The sequence below is a fragment of the Listeria cossartiae subsp. cayugensis genome, assembly GCF_014229095.1.
GTDB classification, from domain to species: domain Bacteria; phylum Bacillota; class Bacilli; order Lactobacillales; family Listeriaceae; genus Listeria; species Listeria cayugensis.
Genome location: NZ_JAARZC010000002.1, coordinates 289,517 through 311,805, shown reverse-complemented (window position 1 = coordinate 311,805; position 22,289 = coordinate 289,517). Strand labels below are relative to the sequence as shown.

Genomic DNA, 22,289 nt, shown 5'->3' with positions numbered 1-22,289 from the left:
TGTAAACTAATTGATGAAATTTTGTTCAAGTAGTTGTTTTGCGGTAAATTGGTCGGTAATAAAATGATTGGCATAACCGCCACGAAGCGCGCCATGAATCGCTTTTATTTTTCGTTCACCGCCCGCAACAAGGATAGCTGTTTCTTTTTGTTTTAACTCTTGTAAATTGATGCCAATAGTTCGTTCGTCCATTTTTTCGTCAGCAATTTCACCGTCGATTGTGAAAAAGCGTGAACAAATATCGCCGACTGCTTTTTCTTTTAAACGAGCCTTTTCTTCATCAGAAAAATAGCCTAGGCGGAAAAGCAAGGCTTCATCACGCACGGTTCCTACTGTAAAAATAGCGATATTGGCTTTTTTACCAAGTTCGATGATATTTTTTATATGGCGATCTGCTTCAACCATTTGTTTAGCGAGTGGATTATCAAGAACCACGGGAAGTGGCAATGAAACCGGGGCATTATCATAAGCCGCACCGAATAATGCTAACGTTTCGGCAGCATACGTATTGACATCAGAATGACTCACGCCGCCTTTAAGCTGGACGACTTTTATTTCTGCTTTTAATGGGGCTAGTTTTTGGGCGATTTTGTACATAGTGGTTCCCCAACTTACTCCAAGAATATCGCCATCATGGATAATTTCTTCTAAATATTCCGCGGCACTTTGGCTGATTTGCTTAGTTATTTCGCTATAATCATTGGTTTGGCTGAACGCAACGGTGACGTTTTTTAGTTGGTATTTTTCTTTTAAAGCCACGGCCAGTTCAGTGAGGTTAGAAAATGGATCTTGGACTTCGATTTTGACGTATCCTTTTGTTTTCGCGTTTTGGAGCAATCTGGAAACGGTCGGTCTGGAAACACCTAGACGTGTGGCGATTTCTTGCTGACCGAGATCCGATTGATAATAAAGTCTCGCCACCTCAACGCTGAGCTGTTCTTTTTGTTTATCCATTTCATCCCTCCATCGTTTTCTTTTTAGTATAACGTAAGAACGGGGATAGTTCGAGAGGGAAGATAAAAAAAGACAGCCGCGGCTGTCTTTTTCCTATTAAAAATCTTCTTCTATTTCCTCAAGCGGCGCGGCATATTCATAAATCCCTAACCGCCCAGTTTCGGCAACTTGATTCGCAAGTTGTTTTAAGGATAGCGTTTCACGACTGAGGAATGCTTCTAATAAAAGCGGAATATTCACGCCTGCGACAAGTTCTACTGCATCAAAATTTCCGAGCAAGCGAACGAGCACATTAAACGGAGTGCCACCTTTTAAATCGGTTAGAAATAATACGCCTTCTGTTAAATCGAGTTTAGCTACTTCACTGGCAATTTTCGCCTGTAAGTTTTCCGCGGATTCATTCACTTCAAAAGGAACAAAACTTGTATTTTCTTGTTTACCGCAAATCATTTCCGCAGATTGAATGAGTTCTTTTGCGGCGTTTCCATGAGTACAAACAAAAATTGCTTTCATTGTCTAAACCGCCTTTTTAATAGTCTAACTGACGATAGTATCTTCTGATTTCCATTGGATGACAGTTAATTTTTTCCACGTGTACATCAATACGATTATTAACTGCGTGGATAATAAATGGTGACAACGCCCCTCTGAATTTAGCGGAAATACCAGGCATATCATAATCTTTTGCATCAATCACCGTATAATTAGCGCAGATTTGTGGAATGAAATTAACTACTCTCTCGCTTAAAGAACGCTGGCTATCTTCTGTCACATAAATCGTAACTGGTGTATCTCGTTCCACAATTTCAAACATACCGTGGAAAAACTCATGTGACTCAATCGATTTCGTTTTAATCCAGTGCTGTTCTTCCCAGTAACACATTGCGTATGAATAGGTAGCACCCCACTGATTCCCAGCACCAACGAAATAATGAATGTCGTCTTGATGATGTTTTAGCGCAAATTCTTGACCAAATTTATCTGCCGCTTTTTCTACTTCTACAATCCCTTTAGCAAAATGTTGATCCATTTCTTGATAAAACGCATCATAATCTTCAAATTCACCTGCTAAATACATAAAACGATCTGCCACCATAAAGAATTTTAATTGTTCATTTAACGGATAGGAGATTAAGTGATCTACTAAATTAGCAAGTTCGGTTTCCGCTTTATCAATAAAACCAAATACAGTCGCACCAATTTCATTACATTTTTTCACAGCATCTACTACTTCTTGCGTACTTCCGGTCACCGATGAAATAACCACAAGTGTATCTTTGGTGACACGTTTATTGCCTGTCGTTAGAAACACAGCCGCATTTTCATAAAAAGTTTCTAGCGCCGTTTTTTCTTTCATATGCACCACAGCTTGCATGGCGGATGCGTATGTCCCGCCAATTCCTAGCCAGCAAATATTACTAAAACCACGGTTGTGTATTTGGTCTACCACTTCATTAATTTGTGGGCGTAACTTTAGCGCCCCTTCCATGTTTTCTCTCACTTTTTGTTCATCAAATTTTAACACTCTTCATTCCTACTTTCTTTGATTAAATTTTGGATTTTGTTATTTTATCAAATTCCGGAAAAGCGGATACTTCTAAATTAATCCCTTTTTTCTTGGAAATTTCAAAGGATAATAAATGAACCGGGATAGTCATAAACAGCGGCGTCAGAAGTTCTTCTGCCCGCACACCTAGTAATAAATCATCTGTCTTTTCCCCGCCTGCATCCGCATAAAATGTTCGGATTTTCTTTACATGGCCTTGTAAAAATTGTTTTAATTTTTCTGCGCGGTCTTCTAGTAAGCCTTGAGGTTCAAGGAAGATAATATAGTCTTGCTCGGATAAACCTATATAAGGTCCGTGCATATATTCTTCTAACTCCTTACCAAAAGCTGTAATCCGGATGGTTTCTGTTACTTTGGTTTCTCCTTCGCGCGCTACACCATAAGCAGCACCATACCCTATGAAGAAAACTCGTTCCGCTTCCATCAATTCCTGTGTATGCTCGTCCACCCAAGCAGCTGATTTCTCTATCACTTGTGGTAAATGAGCGTTGATTTTCTTCAACTCCGCGATTTCTGACTGATAAGCCGCTTCCGGTATTTTTTCTTGCAAAAGGGCTAGCTCAAGCGCCATTAAATTCAACATAAGAATGGTTGCACTGTAGCCAAGTGTGACATATGGCATTTCTTCTATGCCCATCCCAAGATCAATTGTGCGCGTACCTTCTTTCGCAATCGGGCTTGTTAAATCGCTCGTTAAAGTGAAAACAATACCTCCTTGACGCTCAATTTCTTTTACGAGATGAATAGTGGAATAACTGTGCCCACCTTGCGATATAGCGATGTATAAGGTGTTTTTGTTTAAGTGAAGCATGTAATTTCCTGCAGTAGACGGTTCTTCCACATATACCGGAATAGCGAGTTTATCCAACATATATAACTGCGCTGCGAATGCCGCATTAGAACTAGAACCTGTTGCAAAAATAACAATTGCTTGATAGTCCACTTTCTCCATTTGAATGACCTTTTGTAAAAGATCTTTTCGACTTCGAATGATATTTTCATAAACGCTTTGTTCCGACCGGATATAATAATCCATGTTTCTCATTTTTTCACCTACTTATTTTAATAAACCTGTGAATGCCCCTAAAATCCCAATTCCTGCGATTAATAGAAGAATCCAATGTGCTTTTAGTCCTTTTTTATCTAACCAGAAAATAAAGAAGGTGAAGCCTAGTGCTAGAATTCCTGGGACGATACCGTCAAAAACACTTTGAATCGTTACTGCATCATCACCAGAACCAAATTTCATTGGCATATTAATGTTTACCATCGTGGCGACCATCGCACCAACAACAGCCAGACCGATAACCGAAGCCCCATAAGACAGTTTATCCATTAACCCAGTTTTTTGAATTTTTTCGATAAAGTTAGCACCAATGTTATAACCAATGAATAACCCATAATAACGAGTCAGAATAGCTGGAATATTGAAAATAAGGAGGAATAAAATCGGCCCTAACATATTTCCTTGTAGCGCTAAGGAAGTTCCAATACCTGTAGCGATAACGCGTAAAGTTCCCCAGAAGAACGAATCTCCAATCCCACTAAGAGGACCCATTAATGCTACTTTTATATTATTGATAGAATCTGTGTCAAAATCTTTATCTTTCGCAGATTGTTCCTCCATCGCAATCGAAATCCCGAGCGGAAAAGTGGAAAGCCACGGTGTTACGTTATAAAATTCTAAATGCCTTTGATAAGAAGAAATTCGTTTGTCTTTATCATTTTTAAAAATTTTGTTTAGAGCTGGTAGCATGGAAAATCCATAACCGAGATTGGATTGTCGTTCGTAGTTCCATGACCATTCCATCGTGAACGAGCGCCAAAAAACTTTCATTAAGTCTTTTTTCGTTAATACGTCAGAACTCTTCATCTTCATAATTTATACCTCCATCATTCGCAAGTGCTGGCTCTGTATTCGTATTTTTCGGACCATTGTCATTTTTAAGTGTTGCATAACCTGTTAAAATTAGCGCTAAACATGCAGCGAAAATCGCTACGCCTGTTACAGGAACTTTTAAGTAAACAGCTAACGCGAAGCCAAATACGAAAAATACCGCATTCTTCTTGTTGACCATCAGTTTGAGAAGCAAAGCAAAACCATATGCTGGCAGTAAACCAGTCGCGATTCCAAGTCCCGTTATAACGAATGCTGGGATGGCATCAAGTACGTTTTGAATAACCGGGCTTCCTACTAAATAGGATGTCGCGACAATAATACCAATTGGCAAGTTGATTGATAAAAATCCACCTAGTAACTGCATTCGACTAATCCCTCGTGAATTTCCCTCGAGTGCGTATTTATCTGCTTTATGAACAAAGTAAGGTAATACGAAAATAAAGCATAGATTTTTAACAACAAGTACAAGGGAGGCAATTGGAATCCCAAGCGCTAACGCTACGGCTGTGCTTTCGCCAGTCGAAATCGCAAAGGCAGTTCCTAGTATACTTCCTGAAATAATTTCTGGAGGGATAGATGCTCCAATAGAAAATGATCCCACAAAAGCTAATTCTAAAGTTGCCCCCATAATAATCCCCATTTGTACATCCCCCATGATAAGCCCGGCGAGTGTACATGTTACAAGTGGTCTTGATAGCATCGATGAACCAAATAAATATTCTCCATTTGCAAGCATTGCTGCAAGTGCAAGCAAAATCGCTGTTCCAAACTGTTCCATAATTTATCCCTTCTTTCGTCTTTTATGCTTCAAAGGTTACTTTTTTTTCGTTAGGCACTTGCTGCATAAACACATCTACTTTTTCTTTTTGAAGCTCTTTTAATTTCTCTACTTCTTCAGGTGTTAAATTAACTGCTTTGGAAAAATTGGCTGTTCCTTCTCTTTGCTTCGTTCCGCCTAGATTTAACATCAGGATTTTACCATTCGTGCCATGGATTAATTTGTAAGCGTCTTCAACTGATTCGACAACAATAAGCATGTTGTATTTATCAGTGACACCTGAATTAATCGCCTCGATACTTTCATCGATACTTTTCATGACTAATTTTGCCGCCTCTGGTTTCGCAAGCCGTATTGCCGACTTACGGAAATCGTCCGCTGCTACCCCATCATTTGCCACTAAAATTGTATTTACATCTAAAGCATTAAACCAAGATACAGCTACTTGTCCATGTAGTAAACGATGGTCTACTCTTAGAAATTGAATCATTTTTTCTTCCTCCTTCGTATTAGTTAAAATCAACTACATATTTGGTCGACTCAGCATCTTCATAATGATATTGGATGGCAATCGGCATTTCATTTTCTGCATAAAAGACACTGCTCAATTTAAAAACAGGATCATTTTCGTTTATATGCATATTTTTGATTTGCTCATTCCCAGCTAAAATAAGTTGAAGTTCCTGCTCAAGCTCAAATAATTTATATTTACCTGAATTAACAAGCTCAATAATATTAATAATTTGAAAATCCTTCGCTTGTAAATCAGGGTATAAACTTAACGGTAAAATTAAACGATCTAGTGTGACACCGTGCTCACTCTTTTGGACAAACTTGATAGAATACACAAGTTCATTCTCTTTTATACCAAACTTCTCTGCGTAAAACTTGCCAGCTTTGCGAATGTAAAAGTCTTTAATGTCTTTTTTCAGATTTTCATTGGTATCGGTTTTCATAACACCTGTCATTTCTAAAATGTTCTGAGCTGTTAGTTTTGGTTGAACGTACAGCCCAACACCGTTTTTACGAACAACTAAACCTTCTTCGACTAATAAATCTACCGCGCGGCGAATCGTTGTCCGACTGCTAGAAAAAATTTCTTGTAAGGCTGTTTCGTTTGGCATAAGCATTCCCGTCTTATATTCATCACGATTAATACTATCTTTTATTTCTGAAGCAATTACTTCAAAAAGTGGCTTTTTAGATCCCATTTCACTCATCCTCCAAGTAATCAAATATGTTTTTTGCATTGATTTTGTATTTGATTTGATTACCAATTAGATATTGTTTGCTGTACTCAAACGGTTCATCATTTTGATCAAATGCTTTACTTACCACTTCAAAAAGCGGCGTGTTTAGTGGTACCTTTAATGCTTCTGCTAGCTTTTCATTCGCTGATACAAAGCGCAATTCTTCGCGCCCGTAGGTAGGTTTAATACCAAAGCGCTTTTCTAACACATTGTATAGCGAGGAATTATTTAAATCGATTTTATCAATACCAGCAAATCTCGCGCTATCAATAAAAGATATTTCATAAGAAAACGGCTTATTATCAACTATTCTTCGCCGAACTAATTTAAACACCGGCTTATCTTCACTTAAGTTTAAAAAGTGGTTCACCTCGTCTTTGCCAGCTACTATTTCTTGTGACATTACTTCTACCTTTTGTTCTCCCGGCAATTGACTACTCATGGAATTCATTTGAAGTATATTGATTGTTTGCTTTTGGTTGATTTCGATTCCTCTTCGGTTTCTTTTTTGGATGACCGCTTCTTTTTCAAGTGTATCAAGTGACCTTCTGAGTGTGGTCCGGCTGACACCTAGTTCGTTTTCAAGCGCACGTTCTGATGGGAAACTTGTTTCTCCGGCTGCTACTTTTTCTTGGATAAGCTGTCTTAGTTGTTCTTCACTTTGCATTGCTGGCGACAAGTCTTTATATTCCATATTTCCACCTCTTTTTTCAAATCATTTATCTATTTCACTTTTTCAAAAGATACAGCTTTAAACATTTTTAATACCACTTCATTGTAAACGGTTGCATTTTATTTGTCAATAGTCTTTTTACATAAAAAAGCATAAGGTAGATTTTTCAATCCAACTCATGCTCTGTTTGATTATTTAGTTGTAGGTAGTGCTCCAACTACTGGGTGCGGGATGTATAGTTCTTCTAGATAGTTAACTTCCGAAGTGGTTAGTTTAATATTTAGCGCCTCTACCGCGCTTTCTAGGTGACTTTCTTTTTGCGCTCCGATGATTGGCGAAGTGATTTCATCTTTATTTAATAGCCACGCTAGAGCAATTTTATCTCGAGATACTTGGTGTGTTTCCGCAAGTTCAGCAACACGTTCAATAATACCTCTATCCGCATTCATCATGTCATCGTATTTAGATTTTTGAACTGGGTCCGTTTCGGAACGATTCGTCGTTTCATTCAAATCACGTGTTAACCGCCCTGATGCTAGTGGACTATATGGTGTAATCGCAATTTTTTCATCGCGACAAAACGGAACCATTTCTCGTTCTTCTTCCCGGTATATCATATTGTAATGATTTTGCATGGAAACGAATTTTGTCCAGCCATTTCTTTCTGCGACGCGTTGTGCTTTTTGGAACTGCCAGGCATACATCGCGCTCGCACCGATGTAGCGTGCTTTTCCGGACTTAACGACATCATGTAAAGCTTCCATCGTTTCTTCAATCGGCGTATTTTCATCGAAACGGTGAATAATATATAAATCTACATAATCTGTTTCTAATCGTTTTAAACTGTGGTCAATTTCGCTCAAAATTGTTTTTCTAGATAAACCGCCACTATTCGGATGATCCGGTCGCATGGTTTGATGTACTTTGGTTGCTAACACAATATCATCGCGGTTGGCGTAGTCTTTTAGCGCGCGTCCAACAATTTTTTCACTTTCACCGTAGGAATAAATATTAGCGGTATCAAAGAAATTAATGCCTAAATCGAGTGCTTTTTTAATAATTGGGCGGCTGTTCGCTTCGTCCAAAACCCATTTATGAATCCATTTGTCCTTATCACCGAAGCCCATTGTTCCTAAACAAATTTTTGAAACATCCATTCCAGTGTTCCCAAATTTAACATATTCCATTCAAAACCCTCCTAGTTAATTTCTAGTACTACTACAGCATAAACCTTGAAGTCCACTCCAAGTCAACCTTTAACTATAAAAAAAATCCCCCGGAGTGTTCCGAGAGATTTTTCTTTTATTAATAAAATTGATCTGGCAGTAAAGTTTCGCCGAGTTTTATGTTATCACGGTAATCAATCGGAATATCAACTACGACTGGCCCTTCTGTTTCAAGCGCTTCTTTTAAAACGTCTGCAAGCTCTGCTGGATTTGTCACGCGAAGTCCTTTTGCTCCGAAACTTTCTGCGAATTTAACGATATCGACATCACCAAAACGAACCGCCGCTTCTTTACCGTATTTCATTTTTTGTTGGAAAGCCACCATATCATAGCTACCATCATTCCACACTAAGTGTACAAGTGGCGCACGCAAGCGGACTGCTGTTTCTAATTCCATCGCGGAAAATAAGAAACCACCATCTCCAGAAATCGAAACAACTTTTTCACCCGGATGTACAAGCGTGGCCGCAATTCCCCAAGGAAGCGCAACACCAAGCGTTTGCATACCGTTACTGAAAAGCAGACGGCGTGGTTCGTAGGAGCGGAAATGACGTGCCATCCAAATGTAATGCGAGCCAACATCAACGGTTACAGTTACGTTGTCATCAATTGCCGAACGTAGCGTTTGAATAACCGACAATGGATGTACTCGGTTAGTTTCATCACTTTCTGGTGGAACATCTCGTTCTTCCAATTGAGCGTGAAGTTCTTTTAATGTTTCTAACTCTTTATCCGCTAATTCTAAACCGCTGAATTTTGCATTAACACGGTCTAAAGTAAGCGCGATGTTGCCGACTAATTCCGTTACAGGTTGGTAATAATGATCAATATCAGCGCGAATATCGTCTAAATGGACAATCGTTCTATCACCAGAGGCATTCCAAGCTTTTGGATCGTATTCAATTGGATCATACCCCACTGTAATAACTAAATCAGCTTTATTGAGCAAAATATCTCCCGGTTGATTACGGAACAAGCCAACACGCCCAAAGAAGTTATCTTCTAAGTCGCGCGAAATGACGCCAGCTGCTTGGAAAGTTTCTACTACAGGAATGCTTGTTTTTTGAAGTAAGCGGCGAATTGCACCAGTTACTTCCGGGCTTGATGCACGCATACCTAATAATAATACAGGCAATTTTGCTTTTTTCAAACGGGCAACTAGTTTAGCGACTTGTTCTTTGGAAGCTGGGCCGTTTTCTGGTTTTGCAAGTGGACGAATCGCTTTTACTGGCACATTTAGTTCGTTAACGATATCTTGTGGCAAACTGATAAAAGCGGCACCTTGATTCGGTTCAGCTGCGGAGCGAAATGCGTTGGTGATAGCTTCTGGAATACTTTCGGCGTGCACGACTTCTTCACTATATTTTGTAATCGGGCGGAAAAGTGCTGCGTTATCCATCGATTGGTGAGTTCTTTTTAGCCGATCTTGTCGTGTGACGTTTCCGGCAATTGCAACAACTGGATCGCCTTCTGCTGTCGCGGTTACAAGTCCTGTTGCAAGATTGGATGCGCCCGGCCCACTAGTTACAAGTACAACTCCTGGTTTTCCAGTTAGACGCCCAATAGCCGCAGCCATAAATGCAGCATTTTGTTCGTGTCTGCTGACGATTAATTCCGGCCCACGCTCTTCCATTACATCAAAAACTTTATCGATTTTTGCTCCAGGAATACCGAAAACATGGGTGACACCTTGATTAATTAAACTGTCTACAACTAAGTCTGCACCTGATTTTCCTTTTACAATTACTTTTTCTTGTTCCTTTTCAAGCTTTGCCATTTCCATCATCCTTTTGTTATATAAATTATTTATATTTTAATAGTACAGATTAAAACGAATTCTTATTTACAAGAATTATTATACTCCTCAAAAGAATTATTGCAAGGTTAGCGGCTTGAAAACTGTTATATAATTACATAAAAACTGTTATATATAAAACAACAAAAAACACACAGTATATCTTCTCCCTAAGAAGTACGCTGTGTGTTTTCATTAGTTTAACGTGAACAGATTAAAGTTTAGTAACTTTTTCTGCTTGTGGGCCACGTTGACCTTCAACGATTTCAAATTCAACGCTTTGACCTTCGTCTAAAGTTTTGAATCCTTCACCTTCGATAGCGCTGAAGTGTACGAATACATCATCTCCGCCTTCTACTTCGATGAAACCGAAGCCTTTTTCACTGTTAAACCATTTAACTGTACCTGTTTGCATATTTCACAAACCTCCAAAAATTTTCTTAATATGTTTCTTTTACTAACGAAAAAGATGTTAACAACAAGCTAAGCATTTTTTCAATTACAAAATTCACATATTAGCAAAAATACTCATCTATTCAATATCCTTGCTAATACATAAATTTAGTTCCGTCAACACTTATATATTAACGCCAACGAACAAATAAATCAAGCAAAAAAGTCGCACGGTTACAAAATAGATTATTCAGTTTACTATCTGAAAAACCCTGCTATAAGCTAATTCTTATAACAGGGTTTTCTTATTAATCAATAATACTTTTATCTTTAATACGCCATTTCACAAGTAAATTATGTAATGGTTTACGAACAAGGAAATAAACGCCTAGAGAGATCAGAACAGAAGCGGTACCAAGGAAAAATCCGCCAAGTACATCTGTCGGGAAATGCACTCCAAGATAAACACGTGTATACATTACGAACAAGATGAAACCATAACCAATGATTCCGATAACGATTTTTTGCCACATTTTTGGCACGGTGAAAATTAAGAACATCGCTGCAAGGCCATAGAAAACAGCTGTAGCAGTCGCGTGTCCACTTGGGAAACTAAAGCCAGACTCACTCACTAACCAATTAATGCTAGCCGGGCGTGTACGAGCAACCAAGCTTTTCAATGCAAGGTTTAGGACAACGCCACAAACGAGCATCGTTCCACCGAACCAAAGCCCCACTACAAATTTTCGTAAAAAGAATAAAATAAGTACGACTACAATCGTTAAAATGATTGTTGTTTCAGCGCTACCTAGGTTAGTTACTAATTTGACGATGGACGTTTTATCCGGCTGAATTCCGCCTCGGATTTTTTCAATCCAGCTTAGGTCAAAGCGGGCTACCCAATTGCTTTCTGTTGCGATTGCTGATGCGATAGTAATAAATAAAATAAGGCAAAATCCGCCAATAACGAATAACGGTGTTGCTTTTTTTCGATTTGTATTCATGGTTAACTCCTTTTCATTCAGTTGTTTTTAGAAATTCTTTTACTTCTTTAACAAGTTCTTGATATTGCGCTTGTTCTTCGGTCGCTTCATTGCTCAGTTTAGTAACGGCACCATTTTCATAGCTCACGGAACCATTACTAACAAAAGTAGCATTGCCGATTAGCTGTAAGGAAATTTCGCCAGCTTCGTCTTTTTTCGCGGTAACTTGAACTCTTCCACCATCATTATAAACATTCAGCGGTGTTTCAAACGTATCATTATCTAACATTTTTTTTATCAAGCTACATGCCGACATCGCAGTTCCGCAAGCATTCGTGAAGCCGACACCACGTTCAAAAGTTCGCACATAAATAGCATCATCGCGCAAACGTTTCACAAAACTCACATTGACACCATCTGGAAAATACGGGTTTTCGCTATTTAAATAACTCGCTAATTTTTCTTGTTTATCGGAATCTAACACGGCTTGGTCCACAAAGGTAATCAAATGTGGATTAGGAACAGAAACAGCTGAAAAAGCTAATTTTGGGTCCAGTTCAGGAACTACTTGATTAAACAATCTTTCTACGCCTACATGCATCGGTAAACTTTCTGGGTTAAATTTAACCGGGGAAATTTCGACTTGATAGGTTGGAATATCAAAACCAAGCGAAGTTGCTTTTTTGACATCCAGTGTCGCTTTCATCGTTTCCACTTTCGCTTCAGATAAGCCGTTTTTTTCAAGCAAATAGCGAGCTACAGTTCTTAAACCGTTACCGCACATGGAAGCAATCGATCCGTCAGAATTAACGACTTGCATTTGACCAATTGGCGCCGCTTGATTACTTTTGGTGACGTATAAAATCCCATCCGCCCCACCAAGTGAATGCTTTCTATCACAAAGTTTTATTGCAAAATCAGCACGTTCCGCATCAGACCAAGCAGTTATCTGATTTTCTTCTTCATCAACTATGAAAAAATCATTTTGCGAACCATGTACTTTTGTAAAGTGAATTGTTGCCATGACCTCAAGCAACCTCCTTTAATTGGAATTACGTCTATAATACCACATCTTAAAATAAAAAAGCTTGGGGAACCTCCTTTTTAACTTACTAGGATTTTCCCCAAGCGCAGATTATGCTTCGTAGTGGTTTACAACAATATCAGCACAGCGGCCACATAGAGTTGGATGTTTCGGATCTACGCCCACATCTTTTTTCACCACGCGGCAACGTTCGCAAGTTTCGCCTTCTGCAACAGTAATTTGAACAGCTACTTGATTCGACTTAAAGGCAGATTCTGGTGCATTTTCTAAACCTTCAACTAGTTCAAAATCAGAGACGATAAATAGTTGCGCGAAATCACCTTCTAAGGAATCAAACAATGTTTTCGCTTCGCCGTCCACATATAGCGTTACTTTTGCAAGCATTGATTTACCGATTAATTTTTCGTTACGAGCGAATTCTAATGCTTTTTGGACGTTATCGCGAATTTGCATGAACGCGTCCCATTTCGCTGTAATTTCTTCGCTACCAGCTAATACTTTCACATCTGGCAAGTCTTGTAAATGAATGCTTTCCACGCCTTCACCAATTAAGCTATTCCAAACTTCTTCTGTCGTATGAGGTAAAATTGGCGCAAGTAATTTTGTCAGCGTAACAACTGCTTCATAAAAGACTGTTTGCATTGCGCGGCGATCATGACTATCAGCTGCTTCAATGTAGACAACATCTTTGGCAAAGTCCATATAAAATTGGCTTAATTCTACTGTACAGAAATTGTTGATTTGGTGATAAATTGTTGAGAATTCGAACGCTTCGTAGCTATCTTTCACATTTTTCACTAAATCGTTTAATTTGATTAGCATGTATTTGTCTACTTCACGTAAGTTTTCATAAGAAACTGCATTTACAGTTGGTTGGAAGTCATTGATGTTACCTAGTAAGAAACGCATTGTGTTACGGATTTTACGATATACTTCGGATACTTGTTTTAAGATTTCATCACTAACGCGAACGTCGGCTTGATAATCCACAGAAGCAACCCAAAGGCGCACAATATCCGCACCAAGTTGTTTAATTACTTTGCCTGGAAGTAAAGTATTTCCAAGCGATTTACTCATTTTGCGACCTTCGCCGTCTAGTGCGAAACCATGACTTAAAACGTTACGATAAGGCGCTTCGCCAGTGATTGCTACAGCAGTTGTTAACGACGAGTTAAACCAACCACGATATTGGTCGGAGCCTTCCATATATAAATCAGCTGGACGACTTAATTCTGGGCGAGCATTCAGTACTGCTTGATGACTAGAACCAGAATCAAACCAAACGTCCATAATATCGGTTTCTTTCGTAAATTCGCCATTTGGGCTACCCGGATGCGTAAAGCCAGCAGGTAATAGATCTTTCACATCACGCTCAAACCAAACGTTCGAACCATGCTCACGGAACAGTTCAGAGATATGGTTGATTGTTTCGTCTGTGATAATTGCTTCCCCATTTTCTGCATAGAAAATTGGAAGTGGCACGCCCCATGCACGTTGACGAGAAATAACCCAGTCGCCGCGGTCGCGAACCATATTGAATAGACGTGTTTCACCCCAAGCTGGAGTCCAATTAACACCTTTGACAGCTGCGAGTAAATCATCACGGAATGCGTCAATCGAAGCAAACCACTGCGCTGTTGCACGGAAAATAACTGGTTTTTTCGTACGCCAATCATGTGGATAAGAGTGAGTGATGAATTCCATTTTTAGTAATGCGCCCACTTCTTCTAATTTTTCTGTTACCATTTTGTTCGCTGTATCGTAAAATACGCCTTCAAATCCTGGTGCTTCCTCTGTAAATACACCACGATCATCTAAAGGAGCAAGTACTTCTAAATCGTATTTTTTCCCGATTAAAAAGTCATCTTCCCCGTGTCCAGGAGCCGTATGAACCGCACCCGTACCAGCTTCTGCAGTAGCATGCTCACCGTTCATTACTAAAGAATCACGGTCATAGAGTGGGTGTTTTGTTACAATGCGGTCAAGTTCAGAACCACGAACCGTTTTCACAACTGTCGCATCTTCAAAACCTAATTTTTCACGTAAGCTTGGTAAAAGTGCTTCAGCTACAACATATTTTTCACCAGCGGATTCAATTACGACATAATCCAAATCAGGATTAACAGTAATACCCATGTTGGCAGGGATTGTCCAAGGCGTAGTAGTCCAGATAACGATATTTGTTCCTTCATCTAGTACGCCTTTTCCATCTGTTACTTTGAAAGCTACGAAAATCGAAGCAGATGTTTTATCTTGATATTCGATTTCTGCTTCCGCAAGTGCAGATTCACTTGAAGGAGACCAATAAACTGGTTTTTTCCCTTTGTAGATATAGCCTTTTTTCGCCATTTCGCCGAAGACTTTGATTTGTTCTGCTTCGTATTCTGGTAAAAGCGTGATATAAGGATTTTCCCAGTCACCGTTAATACCAAGACGTTTGAAGCCTGTGCGTTGGCCATCTACTTGCGTCATCGCGTATTCAGCACATAGTTTACGGAATTCAGCAATAGACATTTCTTTCCGTTTTACGCCTTTTTTGGCGATAGCTGTTTCGATTGGTAGCCCGTGTGTGTCCCAGCCCGGAACATACGGAGAACTGAAGCCAGCCATTGATTTATAACGAACGATAATATCTTTAATTGTTTTATTTAGCGCATGCCCCATGTGAAGCTCGCCGTTTGCATAAGGAGGTCCATCATGCAAAATGTACGTCGGACGCCCAGCATTTTTTTCTTGAATTTTTTCGTATAGCTTTTCTTCTTCCCATTTTGCTTGCCATTCTGGTTCTTTGTTTGGCAAATTCCCACGCATCGGAAAATCTGTTTTTGGCATTAATAACGTATCTTTATATTCCATGTTTTCTTCTCCTTTAAAACTTTATTTTTAAACGCAAAAAAATCTCTCCCAAAAAGGGACGAGATTCGCGGTACCACCCTTGTTGACATGCATTCTAACTGCTTGCCCACTTCATTAGTGCCATAACGCTGGCTTGCGCTAACACTTACTCAAGCGGTTGCTTTTTCGGGTTAGAACTAAAGAGTGATTTCGATTTCTTAGAGGATAGCTGGCCTCGCACCATTCGCCAACTCGCTTCATATCCTTAATCTAAAAAATGTACTTGTCTCTAATAATCGTTTTTAACGTTCTTCTGATTGAGATTCTACTTCTTTGATAGATGCAAGTTCTGTCGCATCTACATCGTAAGCCATCATTTGTTGCCAATCTTCGCTTTTAATTAAATCCATTTGCGCTTCTACTAACATACGTAGACGCTCGCGGAATACTTTGGATTGGCGTTTTAAGTCTTCAATTTCAATCGCGATTTTGCGTGCTTTAGAAAGAGAATCGCTTAAAATACGGTCAGCATTTTTTTCTGCTTCACGGACAATAAGTTTTGCTTCTTTTTCAGCGGAAGCTTTCACTTCTTCGGCAGCTGTTTGTGCCACGATTAATGATTTGTTTAACGTTTCTTCAATGTTAGTAAAATGAGCTAAACGTTCTTCACTATTATCTAAAGTGTCCTCAATACGCTTTTTCTCTTTAATAACTTGTTCATAATCTTTAATGATTTGATCGAGGAAGTCATTTACTTCGTCTTCGTCATAACCTCTAAAACCACGGGTAAACTCTTTGTTATGTATATCCAGCGGCGATAATGGCATATCTAGCACCTCCATACGACTATTGTTTATAAATACCTAACATACATTTTACCATAGTTATTTGCTTTTTCCTAGAATTTATATTGAAAAATGATTAGATTAAAAATCCAGCTTTATCTAAGGCGGCAATAGCAAGTTCTAATTGTTCTTTTGTATCTGCTTCAATTGTGTGCAAATGTGTTCCGTCCGTTAGTCCTGACAGCATAGTCGCTCCAGTTGTCTGCACTTTTTTGACAAATTTCTCAACGTCAAAACGACTTTTCAAATGTAACGATGCGGTAATTTCGCCGTAAATCGGATGGTCGACAATTACGTCAATAATCGATACGCCGTGGTCTACCAGAATGTTTAGCTCTTCGGCAGCTTGTTCTTTCGTATGTTTGACGGCAATCACGCGGCGTTCTCCAGTATAGCCTGTTTCTTTCGCGTAAATGTAACCTTGCGGGGTAGCCATAATCGGCTCGTTTCCAGCTTTTAGGAGCGAAATATCTTGCACAATTACTTGGCGGCTAACATTTGTTTTGCTCGCAAGTTGATTCCCTGAAATGGGTGCTTCTGCTTCTTTTAACCATTTTAAAATCAGTTGGCGGCGCGTATCACCTAATATTTTTTTCATCTTCTCACCTTTTTCGTAGTAATTTGTCGATTTCTTCTTTGAAAATAACACTATCACTTAATTCATTTTCTTTCCCAAAAGACAATCGGATAAATCGGTTTGCTTCTTCTTCCGTTTTTCCAGTTGCAATTAATGTTTTCGACGGGGCTGAATCACGCAAACTGCAAGCGCTCGTTGTTGAAATTTGGATATCGGCTTCGTTTAATGCGAGTAGCGCTTCTTGCCCTTGCATATTGGGCAGCGTCAAACCAAGGATAAATGGCGATGTATTTTGCCCGCCTTCTACCTCGACTCGTTCTGTTAATGTTTCGCAAATGGCCGCTTTAAGTGTCGCAATCCGACTTGCTTCTTTTTCTCTATTTCCCATTATATCATAGGCAGCTGTCGTAAAGGCAGCAATTGCTGGAACATTTACTGTGCCTGGTCTAAAGCCAAATTCATGATGGACGTACGGCAAAGCAGCTTGCAGCGGAAAATCAGGTTTCATAAACAGCAATCCCGCCCCTTTTGGTCCGTAAATTTTATGCGCGGAAATGCTAAAACTGGTTACATCGCTTAATTCTAACGGGATTTTACCAAACGATTGCACGATATCGGTATGAAAATAAATTCCGGCTTGTTTGGCAATATGCGCTAATTCTTTGATTAGTTGAACGGTCCCGATTTCAGAATTAACATGTTGGATGATAATCAGCCCGGTTTCAGCAGAAATCATTTTCGCTAAACTAGCCGGCTGCACTTGCCCAAACGAATCAACTGGCAATTGTTTTACGTGGCATTTCCCCGCTTGCTCGAGCGCTTCCAACTGTTGCCAAACGGAGGCATGTTCGAGCGGACTAACTAGTACTTCTTTCTTTTTACTTGTATGTAGTAGCGTTTGAATCGCGATTTGATTACTTTCCGTCCCACCACTCGTAAATATAATTCCTCGGCTTGGAACATTTAACATATCCGCAAAACTTCCCCGACATTTTTCTAAAAGGGCTGCTGCTTTCGTCCCGGCATCGTGTAAACTTTCCGAATTAGCAAAGAACTCTCTTGATGCATTCATAAAAACTTGTAAAGCTGCCTCGCTCATTTTGGTTGTAGCTGCATGGTCAAAGTAAATCATTTCTTATCGCTCCCCTAGAATTTTATACTTGAAATTAGTTTTGTTTTGTGTGATTATAGATGACAAGACAACTGTATATTCATTAAGAAGTATACAATTAATCGAACCTACTATGCAAGAGGTGGAAATGATGACAAAAGAACGAGTTATTATTGTCGGAAGCGGCATATCTGGTTGTATGGCTGCCCTCAGATTAATGGCGGATTATGATGTGACGATAATCACAAAAGGCTATAAAGAAGAAAGTAATTCCATGCTCGCTCAAGGTGGTGTCGCAGCGGCAGTGTCAAAAAGCGATACCCCGAAAAAACATTTTAGCGATACGATTCAAGCGGGTTGTTTTCATAATAAAGTTCTCGCGGTAAATCAACTCGTTACTTGTGGCCCAGCTATTATACAAAAACTAATTGATGAAGGCATGACATTTGATAAAAAAGATGGCGAATTTTCACTTGGGTTAGAAGGCGCACACAGGCTACCGCGGATTTTACATACTGGCGGCGATCAAACTGGTAAATATCTTACTACTTTTTTGCAAGCACAATTGACGAATATTGACTGGCAAGAGGAGCAAATGGCCATCGAGATTATCAAGCATAAGGAAGTAGCCATTGGCGTTCATTGTTTAGATAAAAAAAATCAGCTACATACGTATTACGGCGAACATATTATTTTAGCAAGTGGTGGGCTTGGGCAGCTTTTTCCAGTTACGACAAATGCGCAGACGATTTCTGGTGACGGGCTGGCGATGGCTTACCGAGCGGGTGCTAAACTGACCGATATGGAGTTTATTCAGTTTCATCCAACTTTGCTTTTTTTAAATGGGCGTTGTCACGGGCTTATTTCTGAGGCGGTTCGTGGGGAAGGTGCTAGGATTGTTCGCGCGGATGGATCAGCTGTGATGGCCGGTGTTCACCCGCTGGCGGACCTTGCGCCGCGTGATATTGTTGCGGCGACATTGTTTGAAGAAATCGAACGTGGAAATGCAATCTTTCTTGATATAACGGAGGTCACTCATTTTGAAGAACGTTTCCCTGCAATTAACGCCAGTTTAGATGCGCACCAAGTCCCGTTTCGCGAAACAAAGCGTATCCCAGTTCATCCCGGCGCCCATTTTTTGATGGGTGGTATTCGCACTGACCTTCACGGAAAAACGAATATTCCCGGTCTCTATGCTATTGGTGAGGTCGCGAATGCTGGTGTGCACGGGGCTAATCGACTCGCGAGTAATTCACTTCTTGAAACCCTTGTCTTTGGCGAAAAAGTAGCAGAGTACATTCATACACAGAAACCTAATCAAAAAAAATATCCACTAATCTCGCGCGCCAGCTCAACTAAAACGCCTCATTTACCTAATAAACAACTTCTTCAAGAGAAAATTTGGGAAACGCTTGGGATTTCGAGAAAACCAGAGAAAATCACTGAATTGCTTCACTGGCTAGCTGATTTTGATTACGCCAACAACACTCGAGAAACAGCCGAGCTTAGCCACATGATTATTACCGCAAAATTAATCGCCGAAAGTGCACTTAAACGAACCGAAAGCCTCGGCGCACATCGAATTTTAAAAGGAGTAACGAAATGAACTCAATACTTATGAATCAAGCAATCCAAGCATTTTTACTTGAAGATATTGGTCAATATGATTTAAGCGCAGACACGATTTTTGCTAGTGACACTATTGGGAAAGGCGTTTTTCTAGCGAAGGAAAGCGGCATTCTTTGTGGTATTTCTATTCCCCCAAAAGTGTATGAGATTATTGGTGGTGATACGCGATTTGAAGCGTATAAAAAAGATGGAGATTCCATCAAAAAAGGAGATATCATTGCGACCGTATCAGCTCCTGTGCGCACACTACTTTCCGGTGAGCGGGTCATTTTAAATTTAATGCAACGGATGAGTGGCATTGCGAGTCAAACGAATCTTGCCGTAAAACAGTTAGATGATTCGACCATTCGAATTTGTGATACGCGAAAAACTGCGCCCGGTCTGCGCGCCTTCGATAAATATGCCGTACAGACCGGTGGCGGCTTTAATCATCGTAACGGTCTATACGATGGCGTTATGTTAAAAGATAACCATATCGCCTTCTCTGGCGGCATTACCGAAGCCATAGCTATAGTCCGCACAAAACTAGGGCATATGGTGAAAATTGAAGTTGAAACGGAAAACGAAGCTCAAGTGAAAGAAGCTGTCCAAGCTGGTGCCGATATTATCATGTTGGATAATCGTGCACCAGAAGAAGTCGCACAACTTGTTAAGCTAGTTCCAGCACATATAGCGACGGAAATTTCCGGTAATATCACTTTGGAAAATATTCATCGTTATCAAGGTTCTGGTGCGAATTACATTTCTTTAGGCTCCCTAACACATTCTGTTCGCGCACTCGATATCAGTTTTAATAGCGAAGGAGGAATAAAAGCATGAACTTACTGGAGACGGTGGAACAAGATACAATGCCAGCCCGTTATAAAAGGATGACGCAAACCGAAATGATCGCTCGTGTTACAGAAATTAAAGCCCAACTCGGCGACGATCTTTTTATCCCCTGTCACCATTATCAAAAAGACGAGGTTGTTCCCTTTGCGGATGCGATTGGCGACTCGTTGCAATTAGCGCAAATTGCAGCAAAGAATAAAAAAGCGAAACACATCGTTTTTTGCGGAGTTCATTTTATGGCGGAAACGGCGGATATGCTTACGACCAATGAGCAAATTGTTACGTTACCAGATATGCGCGCCGGTTGTTCAATGGCAGATATGGCGGACATTCACCAATTAACAAATGCTTGGCCTAAATTGCAATCACTTTTTGGCGATACGATTTTGCCTGTGACTTATATTAATTCGACTGCCGCAATTAAATCTTTCGTTGGCGAACATGGTGGTACAACTGTTACATCCAGCAACGCAACCAAAATTGTCTCATGGGCGCTCAAACAAAAAGAGCGTATTTTCTTCCTGCCCGACCAACATCTAGGTCGAAATACCGCCTTCGAACTAGGCATCCCGCTCGAACAAATGGCGATTTGGAACCCGATTAAAAATGAACTGGAATATGAAGGCAATTTGGACGATTGTAAAGTCATTCTTTGGAAAGGCTACTGCTCCGTCCATCAACATTTTACCGTTAAAAATATCGAAAACATTCGTAAAAATCATCCGAATATGCGAATTATTGTTCATCCCGAATGCACGCATGAAGTGGTTTCTTTAGCAGACGATTCAGGCTCAACGAAAAAAATCGTGACGGAAATTAGTAATGCTGCGCCAGGGACGGAATGGGCTGTTGGTACAGAAGCTAATCTAGTCGGTCGCATTATGCAAGAAAATCCCGATAAGAAAATCGTTTCGCTCAACCCATTTATGTGTCCGTGTATGACGATGAACCGTATCGATTTGCCCCATTTGCTCTGGACACTCGAAGCCATTCAAAACGGCGAGCAACGCAACCAAATAAAAGTTGATGCTGAAACAACCAAATTTGCATTAAAAGCATTAGAAAGAATGCTCCAATTAAGCTAACAAAAAAACGAAAGCAGCGGCTGCTTTCGTTTTTTATTTTAAATAACCAATTTCGATACGAATTTTATCTTTTTTCGTTCTGCCACCTGTCGATAATACTTTCACACGACCATACCCGCGCGCAGATAATACATCCTCTTCCTCACATTCAAAATCCGGATTTTCAACGGTTTTCCAATTTACTTTAACAAGCCCAGCAACGACCAATTGTTTCGCTTTTTGCCGGGAAATATGGTGCGCATTACTTATAATCACATCCAGTCGCATACTTGAAACGGTTAAGCCCATTTCCTCCCAAACGACCGGCGCATAGACCGCATTAGCCAATTCTGTCTCTTCTAACATCACATTCACTTTACCAATTTTTTCAAGCTGCAACGTTAAATAGTCCTTCATGGAACTTTCGACTAAAAGCTGCCATTCCGTATCATTGTTTAAAATGTCACCAAAAATATCGCGTTTCATACCAAGCGACATCAATGTTCCAAGGATTTTTTGGTGCGTGAGTGTCGTAAATTTCACCGGATAGCGAATATGGAACAACGCAATCTCAAAATCAGCTTCTGTTGGCGTATAATAGTCCGGATAAATCAGTGCGCGGCGACGTTCCGCGTGCTCTACTCCACCAAAAAACTGGACATTAATTTGTTCATATCCGCCAATCACCGTTTCAGTAATAAATCGCTGCCTCGGGTCCAAGAAATCCGTCAACTGCGGCGTATATTCATTTTCTACTTGCATCGTAATTCCTAAAATCTTATCAATAAATGCGTATTCTTCCGCGCGAAAATGCTGATAAATTCCATCCATCA

The 22,289-nt window shown here is 40.0% G+C and carries 22 protein-coding genes and 1 other annotated feature; of the genes, 3 read left to right on the top strand and 19 right to left on the bottom strand.

Going from position 1 to position 22,289, the window contains the following annotated elements; all coding sequences use genetic code 11:
- Nucleotides 1-6 precede the first annotated feature (6 nt).
- From deoR to HCB49_RS08555, 18 genes are all read right to left on the bottom strand, one after another.
- The gene (gene deoR / locus HCB49_RS08640) at nucleotides 7-954 is read right to left on the bottom strand and encodes a DNA-binding transcriptional repressor DeoR (RefSeq protein WP_185604694.1); all 948 of its coding nucleotides are present in this window, start codon (nucleotides 952-954) and stop codon (nucleotides 7-9) included.
- A gap of 96 nt (nucleotides 955-1,050) precedes the next feature.
- Nucleotides 1,051-1,467 carry a PTS sugar transporter subunit IIA gene (locus HCB49_RS08635; protein ID WP_003723160.1) on the bottom strand — a complete coding sequence of 139 codons (417 nt, stop codon included), beginning with the start codon at nucleotides 1,465-1,467 and terminating at the stop codon, nucleotides 1,051-1,053.
- 16 nt (nucleotides 1,468-1,483) lie between these two features.
- The gene (locus tag HCB49_RS08630) at nucleotides 1,484-2,479 is read right to left on the bottom strand and encodes an SIS domain-containing protein (protein WP_003739379.1); all 996 of its coding nucleotides are present in this window, start codon (nucleotides 2,477-2,479) and stop codon (nucleotides 1,484-1,486) included.
- A gap of 22 nt (nucleotides 2,480-2,501) precedes the next feature.
- A complete protein-coding gene (locus HCB49_RS08625; RefSeq protein WP_185604693.1) occupies nucleotides 2,502-3,566 on the bottom strand; it encodes an SIS domain-containing protein in 1,065 nt (354 codons plus the stop codon).
- Between the two features lie 12 nt (nucleotides 3,567-3,578).
- On the bottom strand, nucleotides 3,579-4,400 hold the full coding sequence (locus HCB49_RS08620; protein ID WP_003723163.1) for a PTS system mannose/fructose/sorbose family transporter subunit IID: 822 nt from the start codon (nucleotides 4,398-4,400) through the stop codon (nucleotides 3,579-3,581).
- Complete coding sequence (locus tag HCB49_RS08615) at nucleotides 4,381-5,199, bottom strand: PTS mannose/fructose/sorbose/N-acetylgalactosamine transporter subunit IIC (protein ID WP_003723164.1); 819 nt, start codon at nucleotides 5,197-5,199, stop codon at nucleotides 4,381-4,383. Before HCB49_RS08615 ends, HCB49_RS08620 begins: the two co-directional genes overlap by 20 nt.
- Before the next feature lie 22 nt (nucleotides 5,200-5,221).
- On the bottom strand, nucleotides 5,222-5,689 hold the full coding sequence (locus HCB49_RS08610) for a PTS sugar transporter subunit IIB (protein ID WP_061395426.1): 468 nt from the start codon (nucleotides 5,687-5,689) through the stop codon (nucleotides 5,222-5,224).
- A gap of 19 nt (nucleotides 5,690-5,708) precedes the next feature.
- Entirely contained in the window at nucleotides 5,709-6,410 is a 702-nt protein-coding gene (locus tag HCB49_RS08605) for a GntR family transcriptional regulator (protein WP_185604692.1), read from the bottom strand.
- A 1-nt stretch (nucleotide 6,411) separates the two neighbouring features.
- Nucleotides 6,412-7,143, bottom strand: coding sequence for a GntR family transcriptional regulator (locus HCB49_RS08600; protein WP_185604691.1), 732 nt, complete (start codon nucleotides 7,141-7,143; stop codon nucleotides 6,412-6,414).
- Nucleotides 7,144-7,313: 170 nt separating this feature from the next.
- On the bottom strand, nucleotides 7,314-8,309 hold the full coding sequence (locus HCB49_RS08595; protein ID WP_185604690.1) for an aldo/keto reductase: 996 nt from the start codon (nucleotides 8,307-8,309) through the stop codon (nucleotides 7,314-7,316).
- 118 nt (nucleotides 8,310-8,427) lie between these two features.
- Entirely contained in the window at nucleotides 8,428-10,125 is a 1,698-nt protein-coding gene (gene alsS / locus HCB49_RS08590) for an acetolactate synthase AlsS (protein WP_185604689.1), read from the bottom strand.
- 232 nt (nucleotides 10,126-10,357) lie between these two features.
- Entirely contained in the window at nucleotides 10,358-10,558 is a 201-nt protein-coding gene (gene cspB, locus HCB49_RS08585) for a cold-shock protein CspB (RefSeq protein ID WP_003723180.1), read from the bottom strand.
- Between the two features lie 286 nt (nucleotides 10,559-10,844).
- A complete protein-coding gene (locus HCB49_RS08580) occupies nucleotides 10,845-11,540 on the bottom strand; it encodes a phosphatase PAP2 family protein (protein WP_185480946.1) in 696 nt (231 codons plus the stop codon).
- Nucleotides 11,541-11,553: 13 nt separating this feature from the next.
- Entirely contained in the window at nucleotides 11,554-12,543 is a 990-nt protein-coding gene (gene dapF, locus HCB49_RS08575) for a diaminopimelate epimerase (protein ID WP_185604688.1), read from the bottom strand.
- Between the two features lie 111 nt (nucleotides 12,544-12,654).
- Nucleotides 12,655-15,420, bottom strand: a complete 2,766-nt coding sequence (gene ileS, locus HCB49_RS08570; protein WP_185604687.1) for an isoleucine--tRNA ligase — start codon at nucleotides 15,418-15,420, stop codon at nucleotides 12,655-12,657.
- A gap of 51 nt (nucleotides 15,421-15,471) precedes the next feature.
- Nucleotides 15,472-15,705: a binding site (T-box leader), on the bottom strand.
- The gene (gene divIVA, locus HCB49_RS08565; protein ID WP_008948332.1) at nucleotides 15,702-16,226 is read right to left on the bottom strand and encodes a septum site-determining protein DivIVA; all 525 of its coding nucleotides are present in this window, start codon (nucleotides 16,224-16,226) and stop codon (nucleotides 15,702-15,704) included. (Overlaps the previous feature by 4 nt.)
- A 94-nt stretch (nucleotides 16,227-16,320) precedes the next feature.
- Nucleotides 16,321-16,842 (bottom strand): transcription repressor NadR, encoded by a 522-nt coding sequence (locus tag HCB49_RS08560; RefSeq protein ID WP_185396989.1) that lies wholly within the window; start codon nucleotides 16,840-16,842, stop codon nucleotides 16,321-16,323.
- 4 nt (nucleotides 16,843-16,846) lie between these two features.
- Complete coding sequence (locus tag HCB49_RS08555; protein WP_185604686.1) at nucleotides 16,847-17,953, bottom strand: cysteine desulfurase family protein; 1,107 nt, start codon at nucleotides 17,951-17,953, stop codon at nucleotides 16,847-16,849.
- A 130-nt stretch (nucleotides 17,954-18,083) separates the two neighbouring features.
- Here HCB49_RS08555 and nadB point away from each other — a divergent pair, with 130 nt between their 5' ends.
- Genes nadB through nadA form a run of 3 tightly spaced genes read left to right on the top strand, consistent with a single transcriptional unit; the run spans nucleotide 18,084 to nucleotide 21,477 of the window.
- On the top strand, nucleotides 18,084-19,538 hold the full coding sequence (gene nadB / locus HCB49_RS08550; protein ID WP_185604818.1) for an L-aspartate oxidase: 1,455 nt from the start codon (nucleotides 18,084-18,086) through the stop codon (nucleotides 19,536-19,538).
- A complete protein-coding gene (nadC, locus tag HCB49_RS08545; protein ID WP_185604685.1) occupies nucleotides 19,535-20,380 on the top strand; it encodes a carboxylating nicotinate-nucleotide diphosphorylase in 846 nt (281 codons plus the stop codon). Before nadB ends, nadC begins: the two co-directional genes overlap by 4 nt.
- Entirely contained in the window at nucleotides 20,377-21,477 is a 1,101-nt protein-coding gene (gene nadA, locus HCB49_RS08540) for a quinolinate synthase NadA (RefSeq protein WP_185604684.1), read from the top strand. The genes nadC and nadA overlap by 4 nt, the downstream gene beginning before the upstream one ends.
- Before the next feature lie 33 nt (nucleotides 21,478-21,510).
- Here nadA and HCB49_RS08535 read toward each other — a convergent pair whose 3' ends face one another.
- Nucleotides 21,511-22,287, bottom strand: a complete 777-nt coding sequence (locus tag HCB49_RS08535; RefSeq protein WP_185604817.1) for a YlmH family RNA-binding protein — start codon at nucleotides 22,285-22,287, stop codon at nucleotides 21,511-21,513.
- Nucleotides 22,288-22,289: the final 2 nt, after the last annotated feature.